Origin of the sequence: Mucilaginibacter endophyticus (assembly GCF_003351025.1) — a bacterium.
Taxonomy (GTDB): Bacteria; Bacteroidota; Bacteroidia; order Sphingobacteriales; family Sphingobacteriaceae; genus Mucilaginibacter; species Mucilaginibacter endophyticus.
Genome location: NZ_QPCG01000001.1, coordinates 1,229,910 through 1,255,158, shown reverse-complemented (window position 1 = coordinate 1,255,158; position 25,249 = coordinate 1,229,910). Strand labels below are relative to the sequence as shown.

21 protein-coding genes are annotated in these 25,249 nt (G+C 41.7%); 6 read left to right on the top strand and 15 right to left on the bottom strand.

Translation table 11 applies throughout. The annotated features are described in order from the left end of the window. Positions 1-30 precede the first annotated feature (30 nt). From DUL71_RS05035 to DUL71_RS05015, 5 genes are all read right to left on the bottom strand, one after another. Positions 31-687, bottom strand: coding sequence for a phosphatase PAP2 family protein (locus tag DUL71_RS05035; RefSeq protein WP_244228704.1), 657 nt, complete (start codon positions 685-687; stop codon positions 31-33). A 119-nt stretch (positions 688-806) separates the two neighbouring features. Then, the gene (locus DUL71_RS05030; RefSeq protein ID WP_114937022.1) at positions 807-2,138 is read right to left on the bottom strand and encodes an IPT/TIG domain-containing protein; all 1,332 of its coding nucleotides are present in this window, start codon (positions 2,136-2,138) and stop codon (positions 807-809) included. Positions 2,139-2,262: 124 nt separating this feature from the next. After that, positions 2,263-2,823 (bottom strand): isochorismatase family protein, encoded by a 561-nt coding sequence (locus DUL71_RS05025; protein WP_114937021.1) that lies wholly within the window; start codon positions 2,821-2,823, stop codon positions 2,263-2,265. Positions 2,824-2,844: 21 nt separating this feature from the next. After that, complete coding sequence (locus DUL71_RS05020) at positions 2,845-4,110, bottom strand: MFS transporter (protein WP_114937020.1); 1,266 nt, start codon at positions 4,108-4,110, stop codon at positions 2,845-2,847. Positions 4,111-4,131: 21 nt separating this feature from the next. Then, on the bottom strand, positions 4,132-4,569 hold the full coding sequence (locus DUL71_RS05015; RefSeq protein ID WP_114937019.1) for a MarR family winged helix-turn-helix transcriptional regulator: 438 nt from the start codon (positions 4,567-4,569) through the stop codon (positions 4,132-4,134). Between the two features lie 233 nt (positions 4,570-4,802). On the opposite strand from DUL71_RS05015, the gene DUL71_RS05010 reads away from it, so the two are divergent. Then, positions 4,803-5,681 carry a glycoside hydrolase family 25 protein gene (locus DUL71_RS05010; protein ID WP_114937018.1) on the top strand — a complete coding sequence of 293 codons (879 nt, stop codon included), beginning with the start codon at positions 4,803-4,805 and terminating at the stop codon, positions 5,679-5,681. Between the two features lie 186 nt (positions 5,682-5,867). Here DUL71_RS05010 and DUL71_RS05005 read toward each other — a convergent pair whose 3' ends face one another. After that, entirely contained in the window at positions 5,868-6,227 is a 360-nt protein-coding gene (locus DUL71_RS05005) for a DoxX family protein (protein WP_114937017.1), read from the bottom strand. Between the two features lie 91 nt (positions 6,228-6,318). On the opposite strand from DUL71_RS05005, the gene DUL71_RS05000 reads away from it, so the two are divergent. Then, positions 6,319-6,714 carry a winged helix-turn-helix transcriptional regulator gene (locus DUL71_RS05000; protein ID WP_114937016.1) on the top strand — a complete coding sequence of 132 codons (396 nt, stop codon included), beginning with the start codon at positions 6,319-6,321 and terminating at the stop codon, positions 6,712-6,714. Between the two features lie 89 nt (positions 6,715-6,803). Here the strand turns inward: DUL71_RS05000 and DUL71_RS04995 are convergent, their stop codons facing one another. The 3 genes from DUL71_RS04995 to DUL71_RS04985 all read right to left on the bottom strand — a co-directional run bounded on the left by DUL71_RS04995 (position 6,804) and on the right by DUL71_RS04985 (position 8,370). Then, a complete protein-coding gene (locus tag DUL71_RS04995; RefSeq protein ID WP_114937015.1) occupies positions 6,804-6,986 on the bottom strand; it encodes a hypothetical protein in 183 nt (60 codons plus the stop codon). An 83-nt stretch (positions 6,987-7,069) separates the two neighbouring features. After that, positions 7,070-7,573, bottom strand: a complete 504-nt coding sequence (locus DUL71_RS04990) for an inorganic diphosphatase (RefSeq protein ID WP_114937014.1) — start codon at positions 7,571-7,573, stop codon at positions 7,070-7,072. Between the two features lie 11 nt (positions 7,574-7,584). Beyond that, positions 7,585-8,370 (bottom strand): mechanosensitive ion channel family protein, encoded by a 786-nt coding sequence (locus tag DUL71_RS04985; RefSeq protein WP_114937013.1) that lies wholly within the window; start codon positions 8,368-8,370, stop codon positions 7,585-7,587. Positions 8,371-8,565: 195 nt separating this feature from the next. Between DUL71_RS04985 and DUL71_RS04980 the strand changes: the two genes are divergently transcribed. Then, positions 8,566-11,601, top strand: coding sequence for a glycosyltransferase family 117 protein (locus DUL71_RS04980; RefSeq protein ID WP_114937012.1), 3,036 nt, complete (start codon positions 8,566-8,568; stop codon positions 11,599-11,601). 62 nt (positions 11,602-11,663) lie between these two features. Here DUL71_RS04980 and DUL71_RS04975 read toward each other — a convergent pair whose 3' ends face one another. The 3 genes from DUL71_RS04975 to DUL71_RS31865 form a co-directional block, all read right to left on the bottom strand. Next, the gene (locus tag DUL71_RS04975; RefSeq protein ID WP_114937011.1) at positions 11,664-12,566 is read right to left on the bottom strand and encodes a metallophosphoesterase family protein; all 903 of its coding nucleotides are present in this window, start codon (positions 12,564-12,566) and stop codon (positions 11,664-11,666) included. 250 nt (positions 12,567-12,816) lie between these two features. Further along, positions 12,817-15,912, bottom strand: a complete 3,096-nt coding sequence (locus DUL71_RS04970) for a lantibiotic dehydratase (protein ID WP_114937010.1) — start codon at positions 15,910-15,912, stop codon at positions 12,817-12,819. 87 nt (positions 15,913-15,999) lie between these two features. Next, on the bottom strand, positions 16,000-16,170 hold the full coding sequence (locus DUL71_RS31865; protein WP_154402318.1) for a hypothetical protein: 171 nt from the start codon (positions 16,168-16,170) through the stop codon (positions 16,000-16,002). Positions 16,171-16,336: 166 nt separating this feature from the next. Between DUL71_RS31865 and DUL71_RS04965 the strand changes: the two genes are divergently transcribed. Continuing rightward, the gene (locus DUL71_RS04965; RefSeq protein ID WP_114937009.1) at positions 16,337-17,410 is read left to right on the top strand and encodes a sensor histidine kinase; all 1,074 of its coding nucleotides are present in this window, start codon (positions 16,337-16,339) and stop codon (positions 17,408-17,410) included. Then, the gene (locus tag DUL71_RS04960) at positions 17,397-18,134 is read left to right on the top strand and encodes a LytR/AlgR family response regulator transcription factor (RefSeq protein WP_114937008.1); all 738 of its coding nucleotides are present in this window, start codon (positions 17,397-17,399) and stop codon (positions 18,132-18,134) included. Before DUL71_RS04965 ends, DUL71_RS04960 begins: the two co-directional genes overlap by 14 nt. A 1-nt stretch (position 18,135) precedes the next feature. On the opposite strand, the gene DUL71_RS04955 is transcribed toward DUL71_RS04960, so the two are convergent. Both DUL71_RS04955 and DUL71_RS04950 read right to left on the bottom strand, forming a co-directional pair. After that, a complete protein-coding gene (locus tag DUL71_RS04955) occupies positions 18,136-21,117 on the bottom strand; it encodes a lantibiotic dehydratase (protein ID WP_114937007.1) in 2,982 nt (993 codons plus the stop codon). Between the two features lie 220 nt (positions 21,118-21,337). Then, a complete protein-coding gene (locus DUL71_RS04950) occupies positions 21,338-22,630 on the bottom strand; it encodes an NAD(P)/FAD-dependent oxidoreductase (RefSeq protein ID WP_114937006.1) in 1,293 nt (430 codons plus the stop codon). Positions 22,631-23,042: 412 nt separating this feature from the next. Between DUL71_RS04950 and DUL71_RS04945 the strand changes: the two genes are divergently transcribed. Next, the gene (locus tag DUL71_RS04945; RefSeq protein ID WP_114937005.1) at positions 23,043-23,414 is read left to right on the top strand and encodes a VOC family protein; all 372 of its coding nucleotides are present in this window, start codon (positions 23,043-23,045) and stop codon (positions 23,412-23,414) included. Positions 23,415-23,417: 3 nt separating this feature from the next. On the opposite strand, the gene DUL71_RS04940 is transcribed toward DUL71_RS04945, so the two are convergent. Beyond that, a complete protein-coding gene (locus DUL71_RS04940; protein ID WP_244228703.1) occupies positions 23,418-25,178 on the bottom strand; it encodes an alpha-L-rhamnosidase-related protein in 1,761 nt (586 codons plus the stop codon). Positions 25,179-25,249 lie beyond the last annotated feature (71 nt).

Genomic DNA, 25,249 nt, shown 5'->3' with positions numbered 1-25,249 from the left:
ATAAAGATAGCTATTAAATAACGATAATATTTACTTCCTCAAAAACGACATTGCCGCCGCGCTTCCAACACCCAATGTTAAACCCGCGGCTACATCTGTTGGATAATGAACGCCGAGGTACATTCTTGAATAGCTGGTAGCCCCTGCCCAAAAGAACGATGGCGCTATCACGTACCATTTAGGATAAGCAGCCGATAAGGCGGTAGCCGTGGCAAAACTTGATGAAGTATGTCCTGAAGGGAATGAAGTACCGCCTGCCCGGTAAACCGGTGTAATATTAATATTTTGAACAAATGGCCGCGGTCGTTTTACCAAATGTTTTATCAGCAGCATAAAACCGTATGATACCGCGGTGCTGCTGGCCACATAACCCGCGTTTTGCCGCATTTCTTTATTGTTACTTACAATCCCTCCTACCAACAAACCAGCCGGAATGCCAATATCGCCATACAAAACATTTTTGCTCAGGAACATGAAAAAGCCGGTTTGGCCAGGTGTACGGTGATTTTGCAGATCGATCATCACACGATCATCCCAGCGTTGAACTGTCGGAGGAATAAACGCCGGACTATTCACAGTGATCTTTGCCGAATCGGCCTGTGCGAAAGCCTTGTTTGTAAAACAAGTTAACAAACACTGCAAATGAACCAAAACTACCAGGAATTTAAGCAGGGAGATTTTTTTCATAGACGTTCAGCGGCAACTTACAGCACCGCTAATTTAGCTATAAATACCCATTGCATGAAGATTGTTTTGCCCGGAGGGAAAAGCCTTACGAAATTTTAAAACTTCGTAAGGCTGGATTATTATTGAAATGCGATTTTTCGGATAAGATTGTTTGACGTATCAGCCACATAAACATTACCATCTTGATCAGTAACTATTCCAATTGGTGTATAAAAGCTTGAAACTGCTGCGGCACCGTTAACCGAGCCATGATCAGTAACACCTGCAAAAAGTGTAACATTCACATCTTTATCAATTTTTCTGATTTGGTACATATCTGTAACGTAGAAATTCCCATTCTTATCAATGGTTAACTGATATGGCGTATAAAATCCAGCTTTAGTTCCCTGGGCGTTTATTACCGCTCTTGTACCGCTACCTGCAAAAGTTGAAATATTACCCGAAGGAGTTATTTTTTGAATCATAAAATTCAATTGGTCAACAACAAAAATATTATCATTAGCATCTATAGCTAAACCCGATGGAAAATGAAACGCGTTGGGCAACCCTGTAGCACCAGGTACAACTATTTTTGAAAAAGTACTTACTACACCGCCTGTTGTAATTTTTCTGAGAATCTCGTTAGCGAAATCGGCAACAAAGATCTCGCCTGCTTTATTCAGAACCAAATCTATGGGCCCTCTGAAGGTAGCTGAAGATCCCGGCCCGTTGCCAAACCCTTGTATCCCTGTACCTGCAATAGTTGTCACTTGTTGCGATGCATCTATCTTGCGAATCATGTTATTGCCATAATCTGCTATATAAAGGTTTCCTGCCTTGTCGGCCCTTATACCAGCCGGATGATCAAAGGAGGCAGCGGCTCCTTTTCCATTCGCTTTTCCCGAATTTCCGTTACCCGCAATTGTTGTTACTTTCCCCGCTGCTGTAATTTTTCGCACTGCATGATTTCCTTGTTCTGTGATATAAAAATCACCATTACCGTCAATCGTTATACCCACAGGCTGATTCAAAGTCGCTCCGGTGCCATCGCCATCAGTAAATCCGGCTACACCGCTTCCGGCAAACGTGCTAACAATCCATGATTGTTTATAGTTAAACACAGGGCCGTTTACCTCGGTCCCGTCATTTACTTTCACACTTACTTTCCCTGTGCCTGCGGCCAAAGGCACTGACACCGTTAATTGTGTTGTAGTAGCAGCTGTTATTGTTGCCGTTTTGCCGTTAAAAAACACTTTATCGTTTGTTACAACATTACTGAAACCCGTACCTGTTATGTTGATAGAAGTATTATAAACACCAGAATCTGCACTTAATGAGGTTATAGCAATCTTAGGTGTTGTATCAACCCGGGGCGGCGGTGGACTATCTTTTTTTGAGCATGCATAAAAGGATGACAATGCATAAAGGAAGAAAAAACAAATAACAATGTGCTTTGTGGGCGTAGTGTTCATTTTGTGAAAAGGTTAAGTTTTAGTAAAAATAATACTTATAACCTTCTTCTCACAAAAAATCAACGGTCTTTTAAGCGTTTAATTATAAAGAGTGCCCTATATACGAGCACTCTTTATAATAGCATTACCCCAATTTCTCAATGATCTCGGCAGTGGTACCTACCTCACCTATCCTCGGGAAAATATATTTGAAGCTGTGGTCATGCGCTTCGGCAAACATATCGGTCATGGCATCGCTTGCAAAGGTAATGTTGTAAGCATAGTCATTAGCCGAACGCGCGGTACCTTCAACACCAATGCTTGTTGCTACACCAGCCAATACGATTTGTGTAACGCCCCTTTTTTGCAGCTCTTCATGCAGGCCTGTGTTATAAAAAGCGCCCCATGTTTTCTTGGTAATGAAAATATCGGTTGGCTCAGTTTTTATTTCGGGAGCAATTTCATTCCAGTCGGCGGGAAGTTCGGTCATGGCGGGACCTTTGGCATCGCGCCTTGTTTTAAATGAACCGCTGATTGGTTCGACGTGAACAATAACGATAGGTTTACCGGCTTTGCGGAAAGCTTCAACCAATTGGGCCGATTTTTGAAGGATACCGTCCATCGGATGTGCGCATTGCAACTGTACAATGTACTTTTGCAAATCTATCAATACCAATGCTGCGTTTTGATCAATTGTAGTTATCATAGTTATTTGATTGTTTAATATTTAAGGAATAACTTCTGTAGGTTGCTGCTGCAAAGCGGCCGCTGCGGCTGCCTTTTTCAGTCGGCTCCGTCTTAAAAAGCTAAAGTGTATAATACCTAACAGAAGTGCCACCATGCCTTCGGCCATAACGGTGTCCGGTACGCCTATTTTTTGCGATACCGCGCCAATAAGTAAACCGCCAAGCGGCTGCATCCCAAAAAAGGACATGGCGTAATAACTGATTACCCGGCCGCGCATTTCGGGACTGGCGGTAGTTTGAATAATGGTATTGCCAATGGTAACCTGCGACATCATACCGAAACCGATAAATGCCGCAAAGAACAGCGCCACCGGGTAATTATGCATGTGCGAAAACACGATCAACCCTACCCCAAATATGAGTGTATTAATAGCAAGGATCCTTTTCAGATCGGTACCGGCACTCAACGAGGCCAGGAAGATCCCGCCGCCAAAAGCGCCGAGCCCTATCACGCTGTCTATCACTCCAAAGGTTGACGCCGTGCCTTTAAAAATATCTTTAGCGTAAACCGGGATCAGTGTACTAAAAGGTAGCACGAATAAGCTTACCGTAGCAAGCATCAGCAGCATAAATTTTATAGTAGGTGTGTTTTGGATGTATTCGAAACCGTCTTTCAGATCGGCAAGTACGTTTTTACCGTGGGGTTTGGGAGCAAATTTTGGCAGGCGCATCATCAGCAACGAGCCGATTACCGCGATAAAACTTACCGCGTTAGCCCCGAAACAAACCGAATCGCCAAACTTTTCGATGATCAAGCCTGCTATACCCGGCCCTATCAGGCGCGACAGGTTTACCATGGATGAATTAAGTGCAAGTGCGTTAGGCAGATCGGATTTATCGTCAACCATCTCGTAAACCAGCGATTGCCGGGCCGGCACGTCAAACGCGTTGATGAGCCCCAGCATAGCCGTTAAAGCCAGAATTGCCCAAACCGAATAATAGCCAAAATACACCAGCAATGTAAGCAAAACGGCCTGAACCATTGATGCTACCTGTGTAAATAACAGCACTTTGAAGCGGTTATACCTGTCAGACACTACGCCTCCGATAAACGAAAACAGGAATGATGGGAAAAGGCTGGCGAACAAGGTTAGCCCCAGCATAAACTTGGAATGTGTTTGGGAATAGATCACCCAGCTTACAGCAGTTTTCTGCATCCAGGTACCCAATAACGAAACCGATTGCCCGCCAAAATACAACCTATAGTTGCGGCTTTTAAATGCGTTGAATGTAGTTATCTTGCTCATCTGATTCTGCTGTCGGTTCAATCAATCAAAATTCAACAATTTGGCCAGCGGGGCCAGCGCTTTCTTCAGTATCTCCTGCTCTTCGGCAGTACAGGTAGCCTCAAGGGCCCGGTTAAGCCACTCGTCTTTTTCGCTTCTTGATTTATGAATGAGGCTGATCCCCTCTTCCGAAAGGGAGATGATCACCTTACGCTTATCCAGTTCTGAGATGCGCCTTTTAATGAGCCCGAGGTTGAGCAGATTGCTCAGTATTTGCGACATGGATTGCGTGGTGATCTTTTCCATAGCTGCCAGTTCATTAGGCAGGATCTCTTCATACTGAAATATCAAGGCCAGGGTTGATCGTTCAGTCAATGAAAGTTTCTCGGCAGTAGCCGAGGTTTTCCTGATCTTTTTGCTAAGCCTGCCAATGATAAACCTCAATTCGGAAGCCAATTGGATCTCTTTTTCGTCGCTCATATCATTAATCAGTTAAACTTGTAAGTTTACCTTACAAATATAGAAATTGATTTGTTAAGGGAATGTCACAACCTGACCGTTGATTTTTTTGATTTCGCTGATTCCGCTGAAATCCGAACATCTTACATAAATATCAGCAAGTAATGTGTAATGACAACCACATCCAGCTAAAAAATCAGCGTAATCAAGGTAATCAGTCTCAATCAACGGTTCGTTTTTCGTAATTTTACCCCGTGCCTGCTCCTGAAAAGAAAACAACACCTGTAAGAAAGAAAGCGCCTGCCCGTAAAAAACCGGTAGTCAAAACAAAACAACAGTCTGGCTTTTCCACATCATGGATAGTGGCAATCGGTGCTTTACTCCTCGTCCTGCTCTCCCCTTTTTACTATGGGTATATTTTGAAATTCGGCAGCGCCACCTGGCGATGGATCATGGATGCCGGAGAGGATACACATTACCGTAAATACAAGGATTTTGCAATTCATATTCCCGATGGATACTCAGTGTATGGCGTCGATGTATCATCGTACCAGGGCCGCATCAACTGGAAACAGGTAAAAGCCATGCGCGAGGGCGACGTACATGTAAGCTTTGCTTTTATAAAAGCGACAGAGGGTGTATTAAGTGTCGACCCGTATTTTCAACGTAACTGGCGAGAAGCGCCAAAAGCGGGAATCATGTGCGGCGCTTATCATTTCTTCCTTCCGCAAAAAAGCGGCGTATGGCAAGCCAAGTTTTTTCTGCAAACGGTAAAAACCGAAAAAGGCGACCTGCCCATGGTGGTTGATATAGAGCGACTATACCGTACCAGTCCCGAAAAAATGAGGGAGCAATTGGAGAGTTTTATCAAAACTATTGAAACCCGTACAGGCATCAAGCCTATCATATACACCAACCTTAAATTTTACCAGGATTACCTGGAAGGTTATTTTGATGGTTATACTCTTTGGATAGCGCATTATTATCAACCTAAATTGCTTGTATCAAACAAAACCAACTGGAAATTTTGGCAGCACTCAGATAAGGCCCACGTTAATGGCATTAACCACGTGGTGGATTTCAATGTTTTTAAAGGTGATAGTACGGAATTTGAAAAATTACTGGTACCGTAGGTATTATCTCTCTCTGGCATTTCGACGAACCCGACTGGGACTGATGCGTTGGAGGTGAGGAGAAATCTTATACGAGCAGTTTCAAGCAGGGCGAATAACGCATGTCGTATAAGATTTCTCACCCTTGCCTCTTTATTTCCCCCTCAAAGGGTTCGAAATGACAACGTGTTTTCAATTATTTGCAATCTATTGCCGCTGCTTACGATAAAGGAAATACGACCCTCCCAAAATCACCAAAAACACCAATGGCATAACACGGTTTGCTACCGGATCACCTGAAACCGTGTGCGCTATAAAAGCTGAAACAAATACAAAAGTAAATCCAGCATAGGCCCACTCTTTCACCTTTGCCGGTACGGGTACTAATAATGCCACGGCTCCAATAAGTTTGGCTATTGCCAGTTCAATCCTGAAATAATCCGAAAAACCTAAATGATGAAACGCGGCGGTCATTTCGGGTTTGGTTAAGTATGCGTATGATGAAAATGCCATCATCAAGGCTACTATTGCGGTCAGTATCCAGTAAAAAATCTTAGTTGCTTTCATTTTATTAATTATTTGCCGCAAACTTAGCTACCTTTACTTTCAAAAAGATACTACTATCCTAAAGGATACCGGTATCGTTGAGGATAGCAGCATGAACAACGGAAAAATCATTCACAATAAAGAGGCCTGCAACGCTGCGGTAAACGCCGTGCGCGACACACTTTATGTAGTTAACGGCAAATGGAAATTATTGATGCTGGTAAGTTTGATGACCGGCCCTAAACGATTTAAGGAACTTCAGCGCGATCTGGAAAACATCACACCCAAGGTACTCTCTAAAGAGCTAAGGGACCTGGAATTGAACGGCTTTATTAAGAGAACAGTTTATGATACTACTCCGGTAACCGTAATTTATGAACGTACGGAATATGCCAATTCGCTGGGTAATGTCATTAATGAAATGCGCGAATGGGGCTTGAAACACCGTGAGCATATAAAACAAATGAGCCGGGACGAGGCAGAAGCACGTAAAACTGTGACTGTTTAACTTTATACAAGTAATAGAGATACTAATTTATCTATAATGCAAAACGCCTTTGCCTGGTAAGCAAAGGCGTTTTGCACAAAATAACAATGTTATGCTTTTTTCTTTTCCGGATGATGGGCGCTGTCCCTGCTTGATGTTTGATCGGAACGTTGCCCGCCCGCGTTACTGATGCCTTTTCGTTTTTGCGCATCATTGTGGTTAGTAAAGGCACGATCGGCAGTTGATTTGCCTTGTGTATTAGCATTATTCTTAAAATCCTGTTGAGCTTTCATAGTAGCTATATTTAAATTCAACAATGTTTATTATAAATAATACAGGCCAATCGCGATTGAGTTTTATAAAATTTGCCCTAAAACTACTCGTAACCGGTAGTGGCATTATTCACGAGTTCCATAGCGCCCTCTGCCCCAAGGCGTTCCATCAAATTAAATTCTTTTGACTCAAGGCGGTTGTAATTGGTAAAAAATGCTTCAATCTGGTCGGTAAGGCTATGCGGCAATTGCGCCGCATCATGCAGATCGGTAAAAATTTTTGACGCCACAGGTACCGCCAACAGCCTGTCGTTACGGTAACGCTTTCCCTCGGGGCTGGTTTGCTCTACCTTAAAAGCACCTATTAACCTGCAATCAATCACACAACCCGGAAAAGTATTTATCTCTGATATCACCAGCACATCCAGCGGATCGCCATCGCCCCCAATGGTATTGGGTATAAACCCAAAATCAAAAGGGAACACCATGCCGGCAGGTAATAATTTTTTAAGTTTAAACTGCTTTGTCGCGGTATCGTAATCATACTTGTGCCCACTGCCTTTGGGCGTTTCCACAATTACCGTAATGCCGTTTTCTAAATTATCCATGTTTTATCTTATTATAGACCGGGGATCTTTATTCCTGCCGCTTTGATATCCTGCAAAATGTTTTCCTGAACGGCCAGCTTCGTATCCTGAAAACCATGGGCATGTACCCATACGTTCACCCCTACCCGGTAACCATCCGGATCTAATCCGGCAACGCCAATCCTGCGGTTAGGCGACTCCAATATATTCTCTGATTTATTAATAGCCGCATCAATAACCGACTTTACCTGATTATAATCAATATTATTGGCAAACTTAAGCTCAATATCCAGCCGCCGGGTACCTTCCCTGCTGATGTTGATGATCACCTCGTTTGATAATTTTCCGTTAGGAACGATAACTATCCGATTATCAAAAGTTTTCACAATGGTATAAAAGATCTGGATGGCAGTAACCGTTCCTTCAAGTCCCTGGGTTATGATATTTTCGCCTACAACAAAAGGCTTGAGCAACAGGATAAGCACCCCGCTGGCAAAATTTTGCAGCGTACCCGAAAGTGCTAAACCGGCCGCCACACCAAAAGCGCCAACCAATGCGGTAAACAGCGTTATAGGGATTCCCATGATCTGCACCACGCCCAGTATTAGCAACACACGGAGTATAACCCCTACAAGGCTTTGCAAAAACGGCTTTATGGTAGGATCTATTTCCTTTTTTTGCATGTGCGCCTGCCACCATTTTAACAGCAGGTTAATCATCCAAAGACCTATAAACAAAACCACTAAACCTATCAAAAAACTGGGTGCATAACGGATCACCCATATATAAAGCTGGTCATAAAACTTCTCTATCTTCATAACACAAACGTTAGCTTCCGAATAAAAAACAATTAAAGCTTAACGCTTATTTGATGGAACAGTTTGTTTTAACAACCATTTAACACTTCGGCCCATCAAGTGTTAATAATTGTTAAAAGTGTTAAATTTCAATACGTTACCAATTTTAAGCCCTAATTTGGTATTAACTATTTGAAAAAACTTTTACACTTTATCATGAACTACAACAAAATCAACAACCTTTTGGGCTGGCTTTGTTTTACCCTTGCATCCCTAACTTACATTCTTACTTTAGAGCCCTCTGTAAGCTTTTGGGATTGCGGCGAATTTATTTCCTGTGCCTATAAGCTCCAGGTTTCGCACCAACCCGGATACCCACTTTTTGCTATGATAGGTAAGGCTTTTTCCCTGCTATCCATGGGCGAGAGGACTAAAGTGGCCTACTTCACCAACCTTGGTTCGGCATTGGCCAGCGGCGCTACCATTATGTTTTTATTTTGGAGTATAACCGCTCTTGCCAAAAAGCTCCTCGCTATAAAAGATTCCCAACTAAACAAAACCCAAACCTTACAAATAATGGGTGCCGGGTTAACCGGCGCCCTTGCATTCGCCTTTACCGATACCTTTTGGTTTTCGGCGGTTGAAACCATTGTTTTTGCCTGGTCATCGTTATGTACCGCGGTGGTATTCTGGGCAATTTTAAAATGGGATGCAGTTGCAGATGAGCCAAGGGCCGACAGGTGGCTGGTGTTCATCGCCTATGTCATTGGCCTTTCCATAGGCATTCACCTGCTTAACTTATTGACTATACCGGCCCTGGTTATGGTTTACTACTTTCGCAGGCATAAAAAAATCAATATCAAAAGTGGCCTTATCGCATTCGCTATCAGCATCCTGATATTGGCATTTGTTCAGTTTGGGATAAGGGGATATACTATCTCACTTGCTGCCCGGTTCGATCTGTTTTTTGTGAACACAATCGGCCTTGGTTTCGGAAGTGGCGTTTTATTCTTCTTTTTATTGCTAATAGGATCATTAGCAGCAGGCATATGTTACAGCATCCGCAAGCAAAAACATTTTTTAAATGTGGGCTTGCTTTGCATCGTGTTCATTTACTTTGGCTACAGCTCATTTGTATATATCCCAATCCGGGCATCGGCTGGTACTAATCTCAACAACTCGCACCCAAGCGATGCGTTTACCATGGTTGAATATCTTAACCGTACCCAATACGGCGAAACACCGTTATTAAGCGGCCCCTACTTTGATGCTAAAATAACCGACGTTACCGATGGCACGCCCCTGTACCGCAAAGGCAAAAACAAATATGAGATTGCCTATAACAAACCTAATTATGTTTATGACCATACCAGCATTTTGCCCCGCATGTGGTCGACAGAGGAGAATACCACCTATACCCAGGATGCCCAATTTTATCGAGACTGGCTTCAACTGAGCGACAACGCTACTCCTACCTTCTCGGATAATTTAAAGTGGATGTTCAGCTGGCAAATGTATCAGATGTACTGGCGCTATTTTATGTGGAATTTTGTTGGCCGTTATAGCGACGATGATATGGAAGGGCAAACCAATATGAACGGCATTGGCGGTAACTGGACATCGGGTTTATTCAACAACACTTCCAATACACCCAAGTTTGTATTAAACAATGTTACCTATACTCCGCTTTATGCTTTGCCTTTAGTTGTTGGTTTATTAGGAATGCTGTATCATTTCCAAAAAAGACGAAAAGACGCGCTGGTAATCACATTACTATTCTTTTTCACCGGACTGGCCATTGTGTTGTATGTTAACCAACCATCGGTACAGCCTCGCGAACGTGATTACTCATACGTTGGCTCGTTTTATGCCTTCGCTATTTGGATTGGTGTAGGATTAATCGCGTTGATTGACCTGGTACCTAAAAAGATCAATCCGCGATTCGCAACGATTGGGGCATTTGTACTTTGCACCATCGTTGGCCCTATTTTATTGGCGAGTAAAGAATGGAAAAACCACGATCGTTCAACCAAAATGGCAGCTCATGATATGGCTTACAACTACCTAATGTCGTGCCCTAAAAACGCTATCCTGTTTGATCTGGGCGATAATGACACCTACTCCTTATGGTACGACCAGGAAGTCGAAAATATTCGCCCCGACGTACGCATCGTAAACCTGAGCCTGTTAAGTGCCGATTGGTCGGTAAGGCAGATGCAGCGTAAAATAAACGAGGCCGAAGCCCTGCCTATCACCATGAACTTTGATAAATACAAGTTAGGCACACGCGATGTGATCAGGTATAATGATGCCAAAATACCGGGCTATGTTGATGTGAAAGATATATTTGATTTTATTACCTCTGATGATAAGCGCACCCAGGTTGAATATACCAACGGCACTACCGAAAACTATTTACCAACCAAAAACTTCAAGCTTGCGGTAAATGTAGCTGACGTGATGAAAAACAAGGTAATTACGCCCGAGCAAAAAGGGTTATTGACGGATACTATGAAATGGAAATTTCCTCCTAATTACATTACCAAAGAAAACCTTGCTATGATTGACATCCTGGCCCATAACGACTGGAAACGACCAATTTGCTTTACCACCTCTATCGGGCAGACAAGCATGGTTGGGCTACAGCCTTATTTATACCAGGAAGGTTTTGCGTACCGATTATTACCATTCAAAACAGATTCATCATTAGCAGATCAGCTTTCAAAAACCAACAGCCTGGTGATGTACAGCAACATGATGACCAGGTTTAAATTCGGCAATTTTAAAACTGCTAAATACCTTGATCAGCAATCAACAACCATGTTTTATCCGCAAATGGTATCAGCTTTTTCCGATCTTTCGGCAGGGCTATTAAAGGATGGGCATCCCGATCTTGCACTTAATGCGTTGCATAAATACGAGGAAGTGATGCCTGATATCAACCCAAATTTTATGGCTGCACAAGGTAAAATTACCATGGCCGATACTTCCTATAAGCTTGACTATGCCAAACTGGGTAACAAGCTGATAAAAAGCGTCAACAGCTATTTGACTGATCAGCTTGAGTACAATTACCATCAATTGCAAAAGGATACAGGCAAGTTAAGCCCACGTGATGTACACAATAGTATGTTGCTGCTAAACAACATGGTGGCAGTAACCCACAATGGCAACCAAAAAGAGTTAAGCGGGCAATTGATGGCGCAGTTTAATGATTATGCCGAAAAGTTTAAAAGTATTCTCCAGCTCTAAACAACCAACATATATATGCAATGGGGCGGGCTATTTAATTTAGTCCCCCCCCTTTTTATATTTTAGTAGTTCACGTATTTTTCCTCGAAAGTACCATCGGCATACAGGTCAATCAAACCATAGCCGGGCGCCGTTTCGCGACGGTTACCCTCCCACCAGGCACCGGAAACAGCGCCGTTACACAGGTAAGTGACATTGTTATAAACTACTTTATCGCGCATGTGCAGGTGCCCGCTCAGGCATAATTTCACGTTAGGGTGCTGATAAAACAGGTTAATAATCTTAGCGGTATCGGTGTGCATATCGCCTCCAAGCATTGTCCATTTGTTTACAATATTATCTTCAATCATCAGCAAAGCGGTGAGTATCGGAATATGCGACATTACCATTACCGGCATATTTGCATCTGTAGTTTTAAGTTCGTCGCTAAGCCAGTTAAACTGCTCATCGCCTAATTTACCGATGTACCAGGTATTATCAATATCCAGATGCACACTATCAAGCACAATGATTTTCCAGCCGTTTTTAACCATGCTGTAGTATGGTTTTACAAGCTGCAGCTTATCTAAAGCATATTTTTTGCCATAGATGGCCTGGCCTTTATCATCCTCGTACCACCAGATATCATGATTACCTAAACAATAATGAACCGGCAAACTACATTCATTTTTCATGATGTTTTGCACCAGTTTCCATTGATCGTTAATAGTGCCGATGTTTTCTTTATTCATATCAAAAACAATATCGCCACCATTTAATACCATATCAACTTTAGGTGTTTGTTGTTGCAAATGGTGCAGGCATCTTGTAAATCTCGCGGGCGCATCAAACTTATCTTTCAGGTGTACATCGGTAATATGAGCCACCCGTAACGAAGGTTTGGCCGATGTTGTTGTTTTGCCAAGTGCCAATGAAGGCGCCAAAAGCAGGCCGCCTATATTTTTTAATGCCGATCTTCTTTCCATTGTATAAGTGCTGCCTTTATAACAGAGGCAATAGCAGGTTCAAAAATACATTTATATTGTTCCTGGCATACCGGAACCTTTGTTAAACTTTTATTAAGAAAACAAATGCCATATTTTACAAAAACAAAAAGCCTCCTGAATTAACAGAAAGCTTAATGTGATTTGTGTAGGGATGGTTAAAGTATTGCTCCGGTAGTTAACCGTTATTTAATTTATTGCAGATGTAATCTACCTTGTTATGTAATCAATTTCAGCTTCTGAAATCATTTTCGGCCCCTGCGGCATATTTGGTTTCATAAATTGATTCTTTATTTTGCAGCACCGATTTATAATAAAGCAGCAGAAAATCGTAAACGCCCAGCTCATAAACACGCTGCCTTATTTTAAACAAACGGTTCATATTCATTTGAATAAGGCTGATCACGAGCAGATTCAAATCCTGATGTACAGTGCCGGATGAAATGAGTTCATTAAGCAATAAAGCAACTGGCTTGTTATTTAAACTCCGGTACCTGAGCAGGTCATCACCGGTAACTATTGCGCCTTCAGCAAAAAGCCCTTCAATCCGACTTCTGTAGTGCCTGTATTTAAAGGTAAGCTGCTTCGAAAGCAGGTTATCATAATTAACATCGGGGTAAGATGAGGCAACAAGTAATTCCATCAGCTCGGTTTTCTGAGAAAGCTGAAAGTCAAAGTCATCCAATAACCTGTCAATTGATAAAAGCCCCCAAAGCCATCTCACTTCGTCAAAGTTCTCGGTCATTTCGGCCCTTGATATAAGGCTGGCTACGGCAAGGCTGTCGTTAAAAAACAACTGCTCCACAAGCTCTATCGATGCCTCACCATAGCGCTCCAATTCGCGTTCATAGGTATCAAACTGAACCTTCCAGATCTGTTTTGATTTAATCAGGGACGAAAAAGAGCTATTGATACTTTGAATCACCCTTCCTAAAGCAAATACCGACGCAAGGTGAACCCTGAAGCGAATGTGAGGTTCTGGATCTGCATATCGCACGTAAAACCATTGATCTATCAGGTCTTCGTGATAAAGCTTTTTACTTAGTTGTATGAGTTCGTTACCAATTACCTGCTCGGCGGTTTTAATACCGCAATACAGTTTTACATACAGCCATTCATCACCCGGAAAAAATTGCCTTTTAGCCGCGTTTGTGCTTACTGGCATCATATTTCCATACTTACCGGTTGTTTTTTCGCCACGTTTTAAAACAGCTACAAATTGGTTTCCGATAAGCTTTTCGTCTTTCTTTTTAAGAACAATGTTTTTGCGTTCGCCGATATATTCGTGCAAAACAACTTCATTCTTCTTTTTGCACGATGAAAGCCAAGCCGCAACTTCAAGTCGGCTACCGGTATGCACAACTAATTCACTATCGGTATCTGTAAAAACAAAAGCATCGGGCAAATCCCAGTATTTAATAAACTTTGCCCAGGCCAAATCGTAATCAGCAGCTAAGTCTTTTGCCAACTGTTGTAAATCGGCATTAGTCATATACCATGTTTTTAAGGCTAATATTACACCCTCGTAAACCACTCTTGGTGTTCTGGTTACCCCCAACTTAGGCAATATGTCGAGATTAAAACCAAGCTGATATTTTGAATCCTGACATTGCAAGTCGGCCAGGAACTGATATACAGGCAAGGACGTCATGCCATAATTATATGCGTTATTTAACCGGGGGATGATCCGCTTACCCAGTTTAGCTGAGCGTAATATAATACTGTTCCCTTTTACAGATATCAATAGATCTGTTAAGTTAACCTCCTGTTCACCGGCACTTACCTGTGTTTGCGCCGAGGAGTTCCGATACGGTGCGGATGTAAAACTTCCCAAACTGTCATCCGGTGTATGTATAATTTCGGCAACTATGGCCGGTTCATAAATACGTGCTTCTGTTTCGGCAATCTCTTCAAGAATCTGTCCAAAATTTCGATCGGCACCCGCCAGGCGGCCAAGCATGGCAGTACCTGCCGGCCAGCCGCAATGTTCAAGATAAAGCAAAGGCTCGTCATGCCCCGAAATACGGAACATTACCGAAAAGCTTGGCGGCAATTCATCATCGCAGATTTTAGCGTTCTCAAACTGCGATTTTTGTAATTGAATAACTTCCTGCCCAGGATTATTAACAATTTGGCCGATAAGCCACTTTACAGCATCAGTATATTGAGGATCTTTATGATCTGGCGTACGGCCCGACGATTCTGTATGCCGCTTGCCTGCGTAACCGATGCCTTTTTCAAGATCCAGTGCATCTGTTAGTCGAACCTCCTGCTCATGATAGCGGTCACTAAAACGCTTTATAAATGTTTTTAAATTTTTACTCTGATGCCTGGGTGAAATCCGGTTGAGCATATCAATAGCGTCAAGCAATTGATCGGCATAAGCTTTATCAAGCGTAGCCGAAGCTCCCTGCCTAAAATAATCTACCTGCAGCAGTGTCCCCTGTGAGGCGTCCCCTGACAAATCTTTCAAAATCATAGCTACCTTATTATTTTTCGTAATTACACTATCGGTGCCAGACAGCACCCCCTTAATCGCATTTAGTGATGATAAACAGGCTTCCGCTTTCGCGCTTTTTTTTTCTAACCGGGTAAAAATTTCAATAGCCTGGTCAAGGTATTCTTTACCTTCCCAGCAAGGTTCAAGTTCACTCCACAAAACCTGGTTTTCAATCAACTGGTTCAAAAAAACTAAAGCAGACTCCCCGGTTTTCCCAAGTGTCTGCATTATAAATGACCTTATTGAATCATATGACCTGAAATCATCACAAAACCGGATAACCGACTGAAGATCATCAGATATTTTTACCGACGAGGCTTTATACTTGCCACAGTTTAAAGTCTGATAATCAATCTTACTATAAGCCCCATTTAGCGTATACAATGTTTTATTTACCCTGTAATTCAGTAATGATCTTATAAATTCATCATCTAAAAACCTATGCGTTATATTGACAGCAGCAGCAACATTTAGCCTTACGTGCTGATAAACATCACCGAGCTGCAAATCGGTACGTTCACCCCAATTAACCGCGGCGCAACCCGCAAACAATCCCGACGGATTGGCACCAGTCGCGCTTCGGTTTATAAATTTGGTAAGAGTTATTTCAAGCTTTTCCCTTTTTTTTTGATCGCTTACATCATCAATATTTAAAACAGCTTCATACAAATCTTTAGAGGTAAGCCAAAGCGCCTGCATAAACAATTCATCTTTAGCAAATTTTCTGACATCATCAGCCGTTAACACTTCACTGCTATCAAAAGCAGGAAACCTTAACATCAAGCCCGATGAAAATTTATATAATTCAGATAATTTTGTTGCTTTCATGACAGCTGGCTATTGCTAAATAACCTGATTTATGAAAAACGTTCGGTTCAATTCACGTAACTGGTACCACGATCAGGGATGGCCCAATTAAATAATACCTGTAACTGTATTAGTTGGAATAGTATCAGTGGTTGTTTGCGTCATAATAAACCCTGCCTGGTTACCATATTTTGTTGCATTGCCGGTAAAAGCCCTGTTTAATACCTGCACTTGTTTAATTTGGATTTTTGGTAAAGCGGCTTTGTCGTGATTTTTCATAATTTTAAACTTTTAAATGGCTATGGATTGTTGATTATTTAACCTTTATAATATAAATGTGGTTAACAGCCTTTTACAGAGAAAAAAATTAGTACCAATGCCCGTTTCCGAATGACCAAAGCGGCATTTAAGCGTGACGAAAAAAAATAACAAGAGGACTTTTACAGTGAATAAGAAAACCCAAAAGGCAATATTTCAGCACCTGATTTTCTGGATTGTTTATCTGCTTTATGAAGAGGTGATTGCTTACTTCGCCGGCATGAAAGTGGAGTTTCTTAGTACTATTGTTGCTTTCATGATTAATGCCGGAATATTTTATGCTATTGGGGCCGGTTACAAATTCTTAAAAAGAAGAATCAACAACAAATTGCTATTAGTAGTCGCAAGCTTTGTTGTTTCGGTGTTGATAGTTGTATTAGCTGCCTACTTGAAAGCATTTTCGCTTATCATTTTTCAGCATGGCTCATTTAAAATTTACGGAACTCCTAATCGCATTCTAACTTTTGTTATGCGCAATATTTACTTCGCGGCGATGGGCGCAGCTTATGGCTTCGCGAGAGAAGTAATATTAAAAGAGCGGGAGGCCGCCCAGCACAGACTTGAAAAAGTGCAAATGCTTGAGCAACAACAAAAGTTAGAAAAACAGGCACTACAGGCAGAACTAAATGTAATAAAATCACAGATCAACCCGCATTTTGTATTCAATACCCTGGGATTTTTATATGCTGAAACTTATAAAAAGCTTCCGGAGGTTGGGCAGTCAATTATTACATTATCAAATATCATGCGTTATGCCTTAACTAAAAATGAGGATGGATACAGCAGTCTTGAAAGTGAACTGGCCTACATTAAAGATTTCATAAAAATTCATGAAAGCCGGAGCAAAGCTTTTTTTATGAACATCAATATCGAAAACGTTTTAACGCCGTATAGGGTAGTTTCATTGATTTTAATTACGCTTATCGAAAACATGTTTAAGCACGGCATTTTCAATCAAAATACTAAAGAGGCGGTCTTGAACATTACCGTTGAAGATGGAAAACTGCATTTTTACTCGCTTAATTATAAAAACAATAACAGCGTAAATAAAGTACAATCAAACGGGATAGGGCTGAATTATATCCGCGAAAGATTAACGGATGAGTATGGCCGTGATGGATATGAACTATTGGTAACTGAAACACATAATAGCTATGAGTGTAAACTTATTATGCCTTTAAGATATCATGAAAGTAATTAATTGCATTATAGTTGAGGACGAACCTTACGCCATTGATATTTTAAGCGATTTTATATCAAAAGTGCCCTTTATTAATCTTACTCAAACCTTTACAAATCCGATAGAGGCGTTATTGTATTTGAAAGAATCGGCAGTTGACCTCATATTTCTTGATATAAATATGCCCGAACTTTCGGGCATCGACCTGATTAAGATGCTGCCTAAAAATACTGAAGTTATCATAACATCCGCTTTTAGTGAATTTGCACTTGCAGGTTTCGAGAACAATGTACTTGATTACCTGCTCAAGCCTTTCGCCTTTGACAGATTTTTGCAGGCCGCGCAAAAGGCACTTGATAAACTTTTATTACTTGCAGCAAACAAACCATCGCAAGTAGTTGACATGCAGCCTAAATCCGATTCGTTTTACCTGAAAACAGATCGTGGTAAAATTGTAAGGATAAACTTTGACGATATAATTTACATTGAGGGGCTTAAAAATTACTGCTCGGTTTTTACTGAAACAGAAAGACACATTTCGCTGGTAAGCATGAAAACCCTGGCCGACAGCCTGCCGCAGGAAGATTTTGCACGTACCCATAAATCATATATCATAGCCTTAAAGCGCATCAAAGCGATAGACGGCAACATGGTAATATTTGATAAGCTCAAAGAAAAAGTTCCCATTGGGGTTACTTACCGCGACGGCTTTTTTGCTTTGCTCAATAACAAAATGTTTAAATAGACTATGGTTTCCCCCTTCTGGCTTTCTCCGATTTGAGAAATTTTAAAAGCAACCCGTAAAGGATGCACTCATGCAGGCGTTGTTGTGTACTGAAGTAACGGTTAACGGCCATATGGATTATACTGCTTAAAAACTTGGCATTCCAGTTGATGTTATACTTTTGAAGCAACAATTCAACCCGTTTCCTTTTTTGCTGAAGCAGGTCATCATACGCCAATAGCAGGTTATTTAAGCTGCCATGATATTTCCTGTATAGCTGGTCAATCTGTATTTTAACTGCCTTGTCCTCAAACTCGGTAAAAAAGTAAGCCTGTTGTCGCTCAACAAATTGCAGCTGATCGGCAAGGTCTGCACTCATCAGGTTAAGATAATCTTTGATGAGCCAAAAAATCAGGAGCCAGTCTTCAGTATCATAACGGTTACTTTCAAGCAGCCTGAATACATTGCAACAAAACGCAGTTTCGATGCAAAAAAGCCCCTCAGCCTGTTCAATCTGGTGCCCGTAACGTTCCAGCTCGCGCACGTAAGTATCAAGTTGCACAACATGAACTTGCCCGCTTAATAAAAATGGCGACAGCACCTCCCGTATGGCCAGATAAACCTCCTGAAAATCAACTTCATCAAGTAGGTTAACCCTTACCCTGATATGGTTATCAGGATCATGGTACCTGATAAAAAACCATTGTTTTATTTTAATCTCAGCCGAGTAATTTAATAACTCATCAAGCTTTAACAACACCTCGTTGGCAATATTACTACTGAGGTATAACTTGATGAAAAGCCACTCGCTGCCCGGAAAAAAGTTTCGCTGCAGCGTATTTTCTACATATTGAAAATAAGGAGGAGTTAATGGTCTGTCGAAATGAAAGGGCGCTACAAACTGATGCATGTAAGGGTTTCCTTCCGCATCCTTTACAACAGCCTCATGCTCAAGATGAATACATTCGGAGAAAATCAAAATCGGGGCTTGCCTTGCTATTTCTTTCGAAAGTACCTGCATACTTATCTCATTTCCGGTATCAATAAGCAATTCATTATCGCCTTTTACAATATAAAATTTGTCGGGTAGCAGCCATTGTTTACTAAAGCTACCAAACAGATCGCAAAATTTATCTGTGAATTTTTCGGCCTTGCAAAGCTCGTCTAAAATGGCTGGGTTAAACTTCCAGGTAGCCCGGTGCAGGATGAGGCCAAAGCCGGTTTCAACCCGCGGAAAAAACACATAATCATTTGCGAGCGCTCCCCAGTTAAAACTCAGGCTTCCGTTACCGCGCTGATGTTGAATATCGCACAAAAAGGTATAAATAGGGTGTTGCGACCGGTTATAATTGTAAGCGCTGCTCAATCTCGGAATCACTTCCTTCTGATGTTTTTTTGAAAACAATTTAAATACGTTTTGCTCGAGCTTGATATAAATATCATCAAGCCGCAAAACTGATTTACCTTTAGCGTCATCAATATAAGCCAGTTCATGAGGCCAAAACTGCGGATGCATCATAACGTTCAGGATGCGCTCCTCAGGCATGTGAATTATTTCGGCAAACATCGCGTCGGGACTGTTATCAGCCTCTTTTGTTGCTATATCCAAACCTGTTTTATATATTTCAGCATCCCCCATGGCAAACCGGGCTATCATGCTTAAGGCTCCCGGACCAGTAACCCTTTCAAGAAATAAAAGATCATTATCAAAAACCTGGAAAAGCGCGCACATAGAAAAAGGCAGGTTATCTGTGCTCCGCTCTTTGACAAAATTATTGGGGATAATAACCTTATATTGTTTCTCTATTTTGGCACGATTGAGCAGGTCAAGCATTTTAAAATCAATCTCTGTATAATCTACCCACGAAGGAGCGCCCTCACTCCCTGCATACAAGCCTTCAGTAAAAAGGGTTTCATGCTCATACCATTGCCCATATTCAATTCCGGTATCGGTATCAAATGCCTCCAGAAGCGGCACACTCTGTTCTTCATACCTTTTCCTGAACCTGTTCTTAAATTGCTCTATCCTTTTATTGGGCACCGGCGGATTCAGGTTATTCAATAAAGCGATGCCCTTTCCTATTTTCCATTGGAGCGATTTATCAAGCTCCCGCTCGTTCAGCTCATTAAACCTGGTGATGTGGATCTGATCTTTGAGCTCGCGCCCGGTTATATGGTTAGTAAGCTGCTCGATGAGAGTGTAAAACGAAAACCAGTTTGGGTTATCAGGATGATAATTATTTACTTCGTTAATCAGATTTATTAATTCATTAACGGTATTATTTAACCCGGCATCGTCCGTTTTTTGCAAAAAGACAGGAAAATCGTAACCTATTGCCGGTTCAAACGCCGGTTTTAGTAACTGCCCTTCTATAAGGTCATCAATAAAGGCAATAAAATCATCCTGTTCAAAATCCGGAAACTTTTCCAGCAATTGCTGTTTGTTCCATATTTCATCGCCAATGACATTAATTATCTCATCAAGCACGTTGTTACTTTCAAGCGCACTTACCTGGTAAATTCTTTGATCATCAATAATCTGATAAGTAATAAAACGTAAATCGTCCCCCACTTTATAAAGTGTATTATTAAGCTTATAGCCGGCCAATAGCTCATTGGCGCTTTCAATTTGTTTGGCGAGTGAGAAGCTCACCACAGCATCAGGCACAGTATACTTTCTGAATTTTGCCGAAAGTTTTACCTTATTGATTTCTCCCCAATAAACCGACGAACAACCAGCAAACAAACCAAACGGCGTGGCCCTGTTTGCCATGCGCGCCATGTACTTATAAAAACTTGATAATAATTGAGCTTCTTTGGCATGGGACGCGTCGCCTGCAAACAAAATGTCAAGTTCGTTATAAAGCGATTTGCTTGCTATATAAATACTTTCCTTTATTAGCCTGTTATTCCATAAAGTAAGTAAACTATTTTTCCCAAGCTTTTGCCTGTATGACAAAGCAGCCGAGCGTAAAATTAAACCGTTAATAAAATTAACTCTCATTGTATATAAAAAGGCAAGGTCAGGTATATAATAGCGAACTTAAGTTAAGCTATTTTAGTTAGCGGGCAAAAACTGCATTTATATGACATATAATTTTAAATAAAAAATGGGGCAGCTACCTGAATAAGGCACTGCCCCATTTATGGGCAAATGTAATAAGCAATTCGGATTTAATATCTAATAATAAGTATTATCAATAATTTAATTTAGCTAATAATTATTAATCCGTATTGTTTTTCCCTCCTCTGAATATCATCCTTAAAGCCTGATCTCTTGTCAAAAACGCCACAGCCCAGTTATACAATGTTTTAATTTTATTATTATAATTTACTAATGATATCAAATGAATAAATAACCATACAAACAACGCGGCAAAACCGCTCAGGTGCACTTTATGCTTAAACAGGTCAACAACGGCATTATGCCGGCCAACAATAGCCATATCGCCCCTGTCAAAATATTTAAATGGCTTTATGTTTTTGCCTTTTGCCATCGCCATAAAGTTTTTAGCTGTATTCCGACCCATTTGTATAGCAACCTGCGCCAGCTGCGGGTGACCTTTAGGATAAACCGGATCAGTCATCTGTATACTTATATCGCCTATGGCATAGATATCTTCCAGATCTTTCACCCGGTTATATTCGTCAGTTATCATTCGGCGGCCAATACCCAAACTTGTGGCGGGTATACCTTCAAAGGTATTGGCAATGATACCTGCTGCCCAGATCAGGGTTTTAGCTTCAAGCGTTTCGCCGTTGGCAAATGTTACCACACCATTGCTAAAATCATTTACATGGGCATTTAACTTAACTTCAACGCCCAAATCAATAAGCGCCTGACGTGTTTCTTTGTGCGTTTTTTCGCTCATGGGGGCAAGCAAATTGGGGCCGCCATCAACTATATAAATTTTACCCCTGGCATTAATCAGTTCAGGGTAATCCTTTTTAAGGATATAGTTTTTCATTTCAGCCAGCATACCTGCCACTTCTACACCGGTAGGGCCACCACCTGCAACAACTATGGTTAAAAGCTTTTGGCGTTCAAGCGTATCGGTAGTAATGGCTGCCTTTTCCATTGTTTTAATAAGACTGTTACGCATATACAACGCGTCGTCAATTTCTTTCAATGATATAGCATTTTGCTTAACGCTTTCGATGCCGTAAAAATTGGTACTGGCCCCGGCTGCAAATACCAGGTAATCATAAGGCAACTCTCCATCTGTTAAATACAATATCTTTGCCTTAGGATCAACCTTAACCACAGCAGCCATCCTAAAGCTTAACCTTTTATCTCTGAATAATTTACGAAAAGGATAACTAATACTTGATGGTTCAAGGAAGCTGGTTGCTACCTGGTACAGCAGCGGCGTAAAATAATTGTAGTTATTTTTATCAACCAGGGTTACATCATAGTGCTTATTTTTATATAGCTGCTCGGCAACATTAAGACCGGCAAAGCCACCGCCAACTATTACTATCTTTTTTTTATCACCGTTGGATGTTATGCTTGTCATGATATTTAATATTTATAATCGTTTTACAGGCAGGTGAAGCAGGAAAAGACTGATTTTGAAAAAAATATCCCGGCTTTATTTGCCTTGTTTTTCTACCATAAATTTACTGAGTTTCTTAAAAAACAGCCTCATCTTAGTGTAATTATTACACACTTAAATTCAACCTCATTTTCACTACTTTAATCTCCTTTAACAATACAAAAATGCGAGTTAATCGCCAGTAAAAAATGTACAAAAGGCTGATAATTTGGTCGATTTTACTGTTGCCGGTAATTAATGATCCGGGTATGACATACGGCAGGTTAAAGTGTAAACAAGGCCTTATTTTTAATCACCTCAGATACTACCGGGCACATAAAAACACAAGCATTTACTAAACTGGCTATCCATTAAAAACCGTAAATTTAATACCATGAAGATGATCCCGCTTTTTAAATGCCGCGACCTGAAGCAGGCTGTCGGTTTTTATACCAATGTGCTCGACTTTAGGCTAAAATATCCTGAGGAAACAGCCGATGACGGTGTTGTTGACCTGATCAATGAATTTGGGGAACTACAGCTAACAGCGTATGAAAGCGACCGGCTGTTTGGCTCGGTGGTAAATGTTTGGGTTGATGATGTAGACAGCAGGTTTAAGCGCTACGTTTCCCGAGGACTTGATACTTCAGGAAAAGAAAATTCACCCGTTCACCAGGGGCCAACCGACCAAACCTGGGGAACGCGCGAGTTTTATGTTACCGATATTGATGGCAATACTTTACGCTTTTGCCAGCCGCAGCGATAAATATTACTGAATTACTTTAACCCCGGCAGGAGCTTTAATGGTTGATTTTATCTTCCCGTTAGCCTGTTTATCGTGCCTGACCCTCACTACACCGTATGGTGTTGGATATGTGCCTTCGGCAAAGCTTAAATCTCCTAAATGAGGTTCAATTTTAATCACCTTGCAACCCGGAGCCATTACCTTTACACCAAGTACGTACTCCGTTAACCAGGGTGTTGGCCCCGACGCCCAGCCATGTGACAGGCTATGCCTGAAACCTTTGTAACAATAAGCGCCATAATCGCCATGGATATCTTTTTTGCCCTCGGGCACCAGTTCATCAATCCGCGAAGCGTTGGGCAGCCAGTCGATATTAAAATCTTCCCAGAATGTGGTGGCTCCAAGGTTCAGCATTGGGCCCCAGAAATTGCGGATAGCATCAATCCCACCCTGGTAATCGCCCGCTTTAGCTTTGGCCAGCAGCATATAGTAACCAAAAAAGGTTGAGTAATTATGTACCCCGCCAGCCGAAAGTATCTCATTGGCTTTTTGAGCAGGCAATAGACCTGATAGCCCCAATAAAGCGGCGGCTTGCTTTGAACCTCCTGCATCCGGAACGTTAGTTTTAAGTTTTGCAACGGTAGCTTCGCATTTTTTGGCGGTGGCCGGGTCGTTCAAAACTTTGCAAAGTTCGGCCCCTGCATTCAGCGTCATAACCAGCATGGCTTGTAAACCGGCATGGATGGCTGGCTTATTTTCGCTGGATGGCCAATCTAAAAACCTACCTGCTCCGTCAAGCTTTTCGCTGCCATTGGCATCAACCTGTACGGCATACAGGTTTAGTAACTTAACCAGGTAAGCCTTTTGCTGTTGCAGATACTTGAGATTACCGGTATGCATATACCAATCGCGCTGAATCAGGATCCACCACATAGAATAGGATACCATGCCGTTCATGTATCCTGGCAGTGGGGTAATATCGCGGGCAAGGTCAAGACTTTTAGGAACAACAGGATTATCGCCAAAAACAGCCGCAATGGTTGATGTTTCGGGATGCATATCCCCTACCCAAACCAGCCTGTCGCGTTTGATGCCATCCCAAAGGTAATCCTGCATATTCAGGTGTACGGTGTAAGCCCCGGTAAGCCAGATCTTATTAAGCAACGTATCACTGCATTTAAACGAGCCCAGGTAAGGAATATCCCTATAAATAAAAATAGCCCTCGCCTCTTTTAATTTCAGCTGGCTGTTATCATCAACCAAATCAATCCGTACAAAACGGAACCCGGTGTTGCCAATTTCCAGTTTGCCCAGCCATGGCAGCGATACTATCATATCGCGCATGGCATGATCATTAGTGGCGCCTTTTATGGTGTCGATATTGGACATAGCTTCGCTTGCCGATTCACCAAAACGAATGCGTACCCTTACCGGCTTTCCTCCCCTGGACTGATCGGTCACCAATTGCAGGCCACCATGCAGTTCTTTTCCAAAATCAAGCAGTAAACCGGGTTTCCCTTTATCGTTACTTTGGAGAATGCAAAGGTCGTTACCCGATAGATCGGCCTGCCCGGTACCTTGCTTTAGTAGTTTTTCGGCATTGGTGATATTGGAAGCCGCATCCGGCGATTTCCACAATATGCGGACTGGCGAGAGATATTTCCTGACTGTTTCTGTTGATTGTGCTTCGGCAGACCGTTTGGCGTCAAAAACAGGTGGAAGCTTCTGCGCTTTGCAGACTACGCCAACAAGGATTAATATGAGTATGGATAGGGTTTTCTTCACGTGATAATGTATTTTAAATTCTTCGATACTGCTTAAAAAAGGCATTGGAAGAGTAAAAACCATGTCATTGC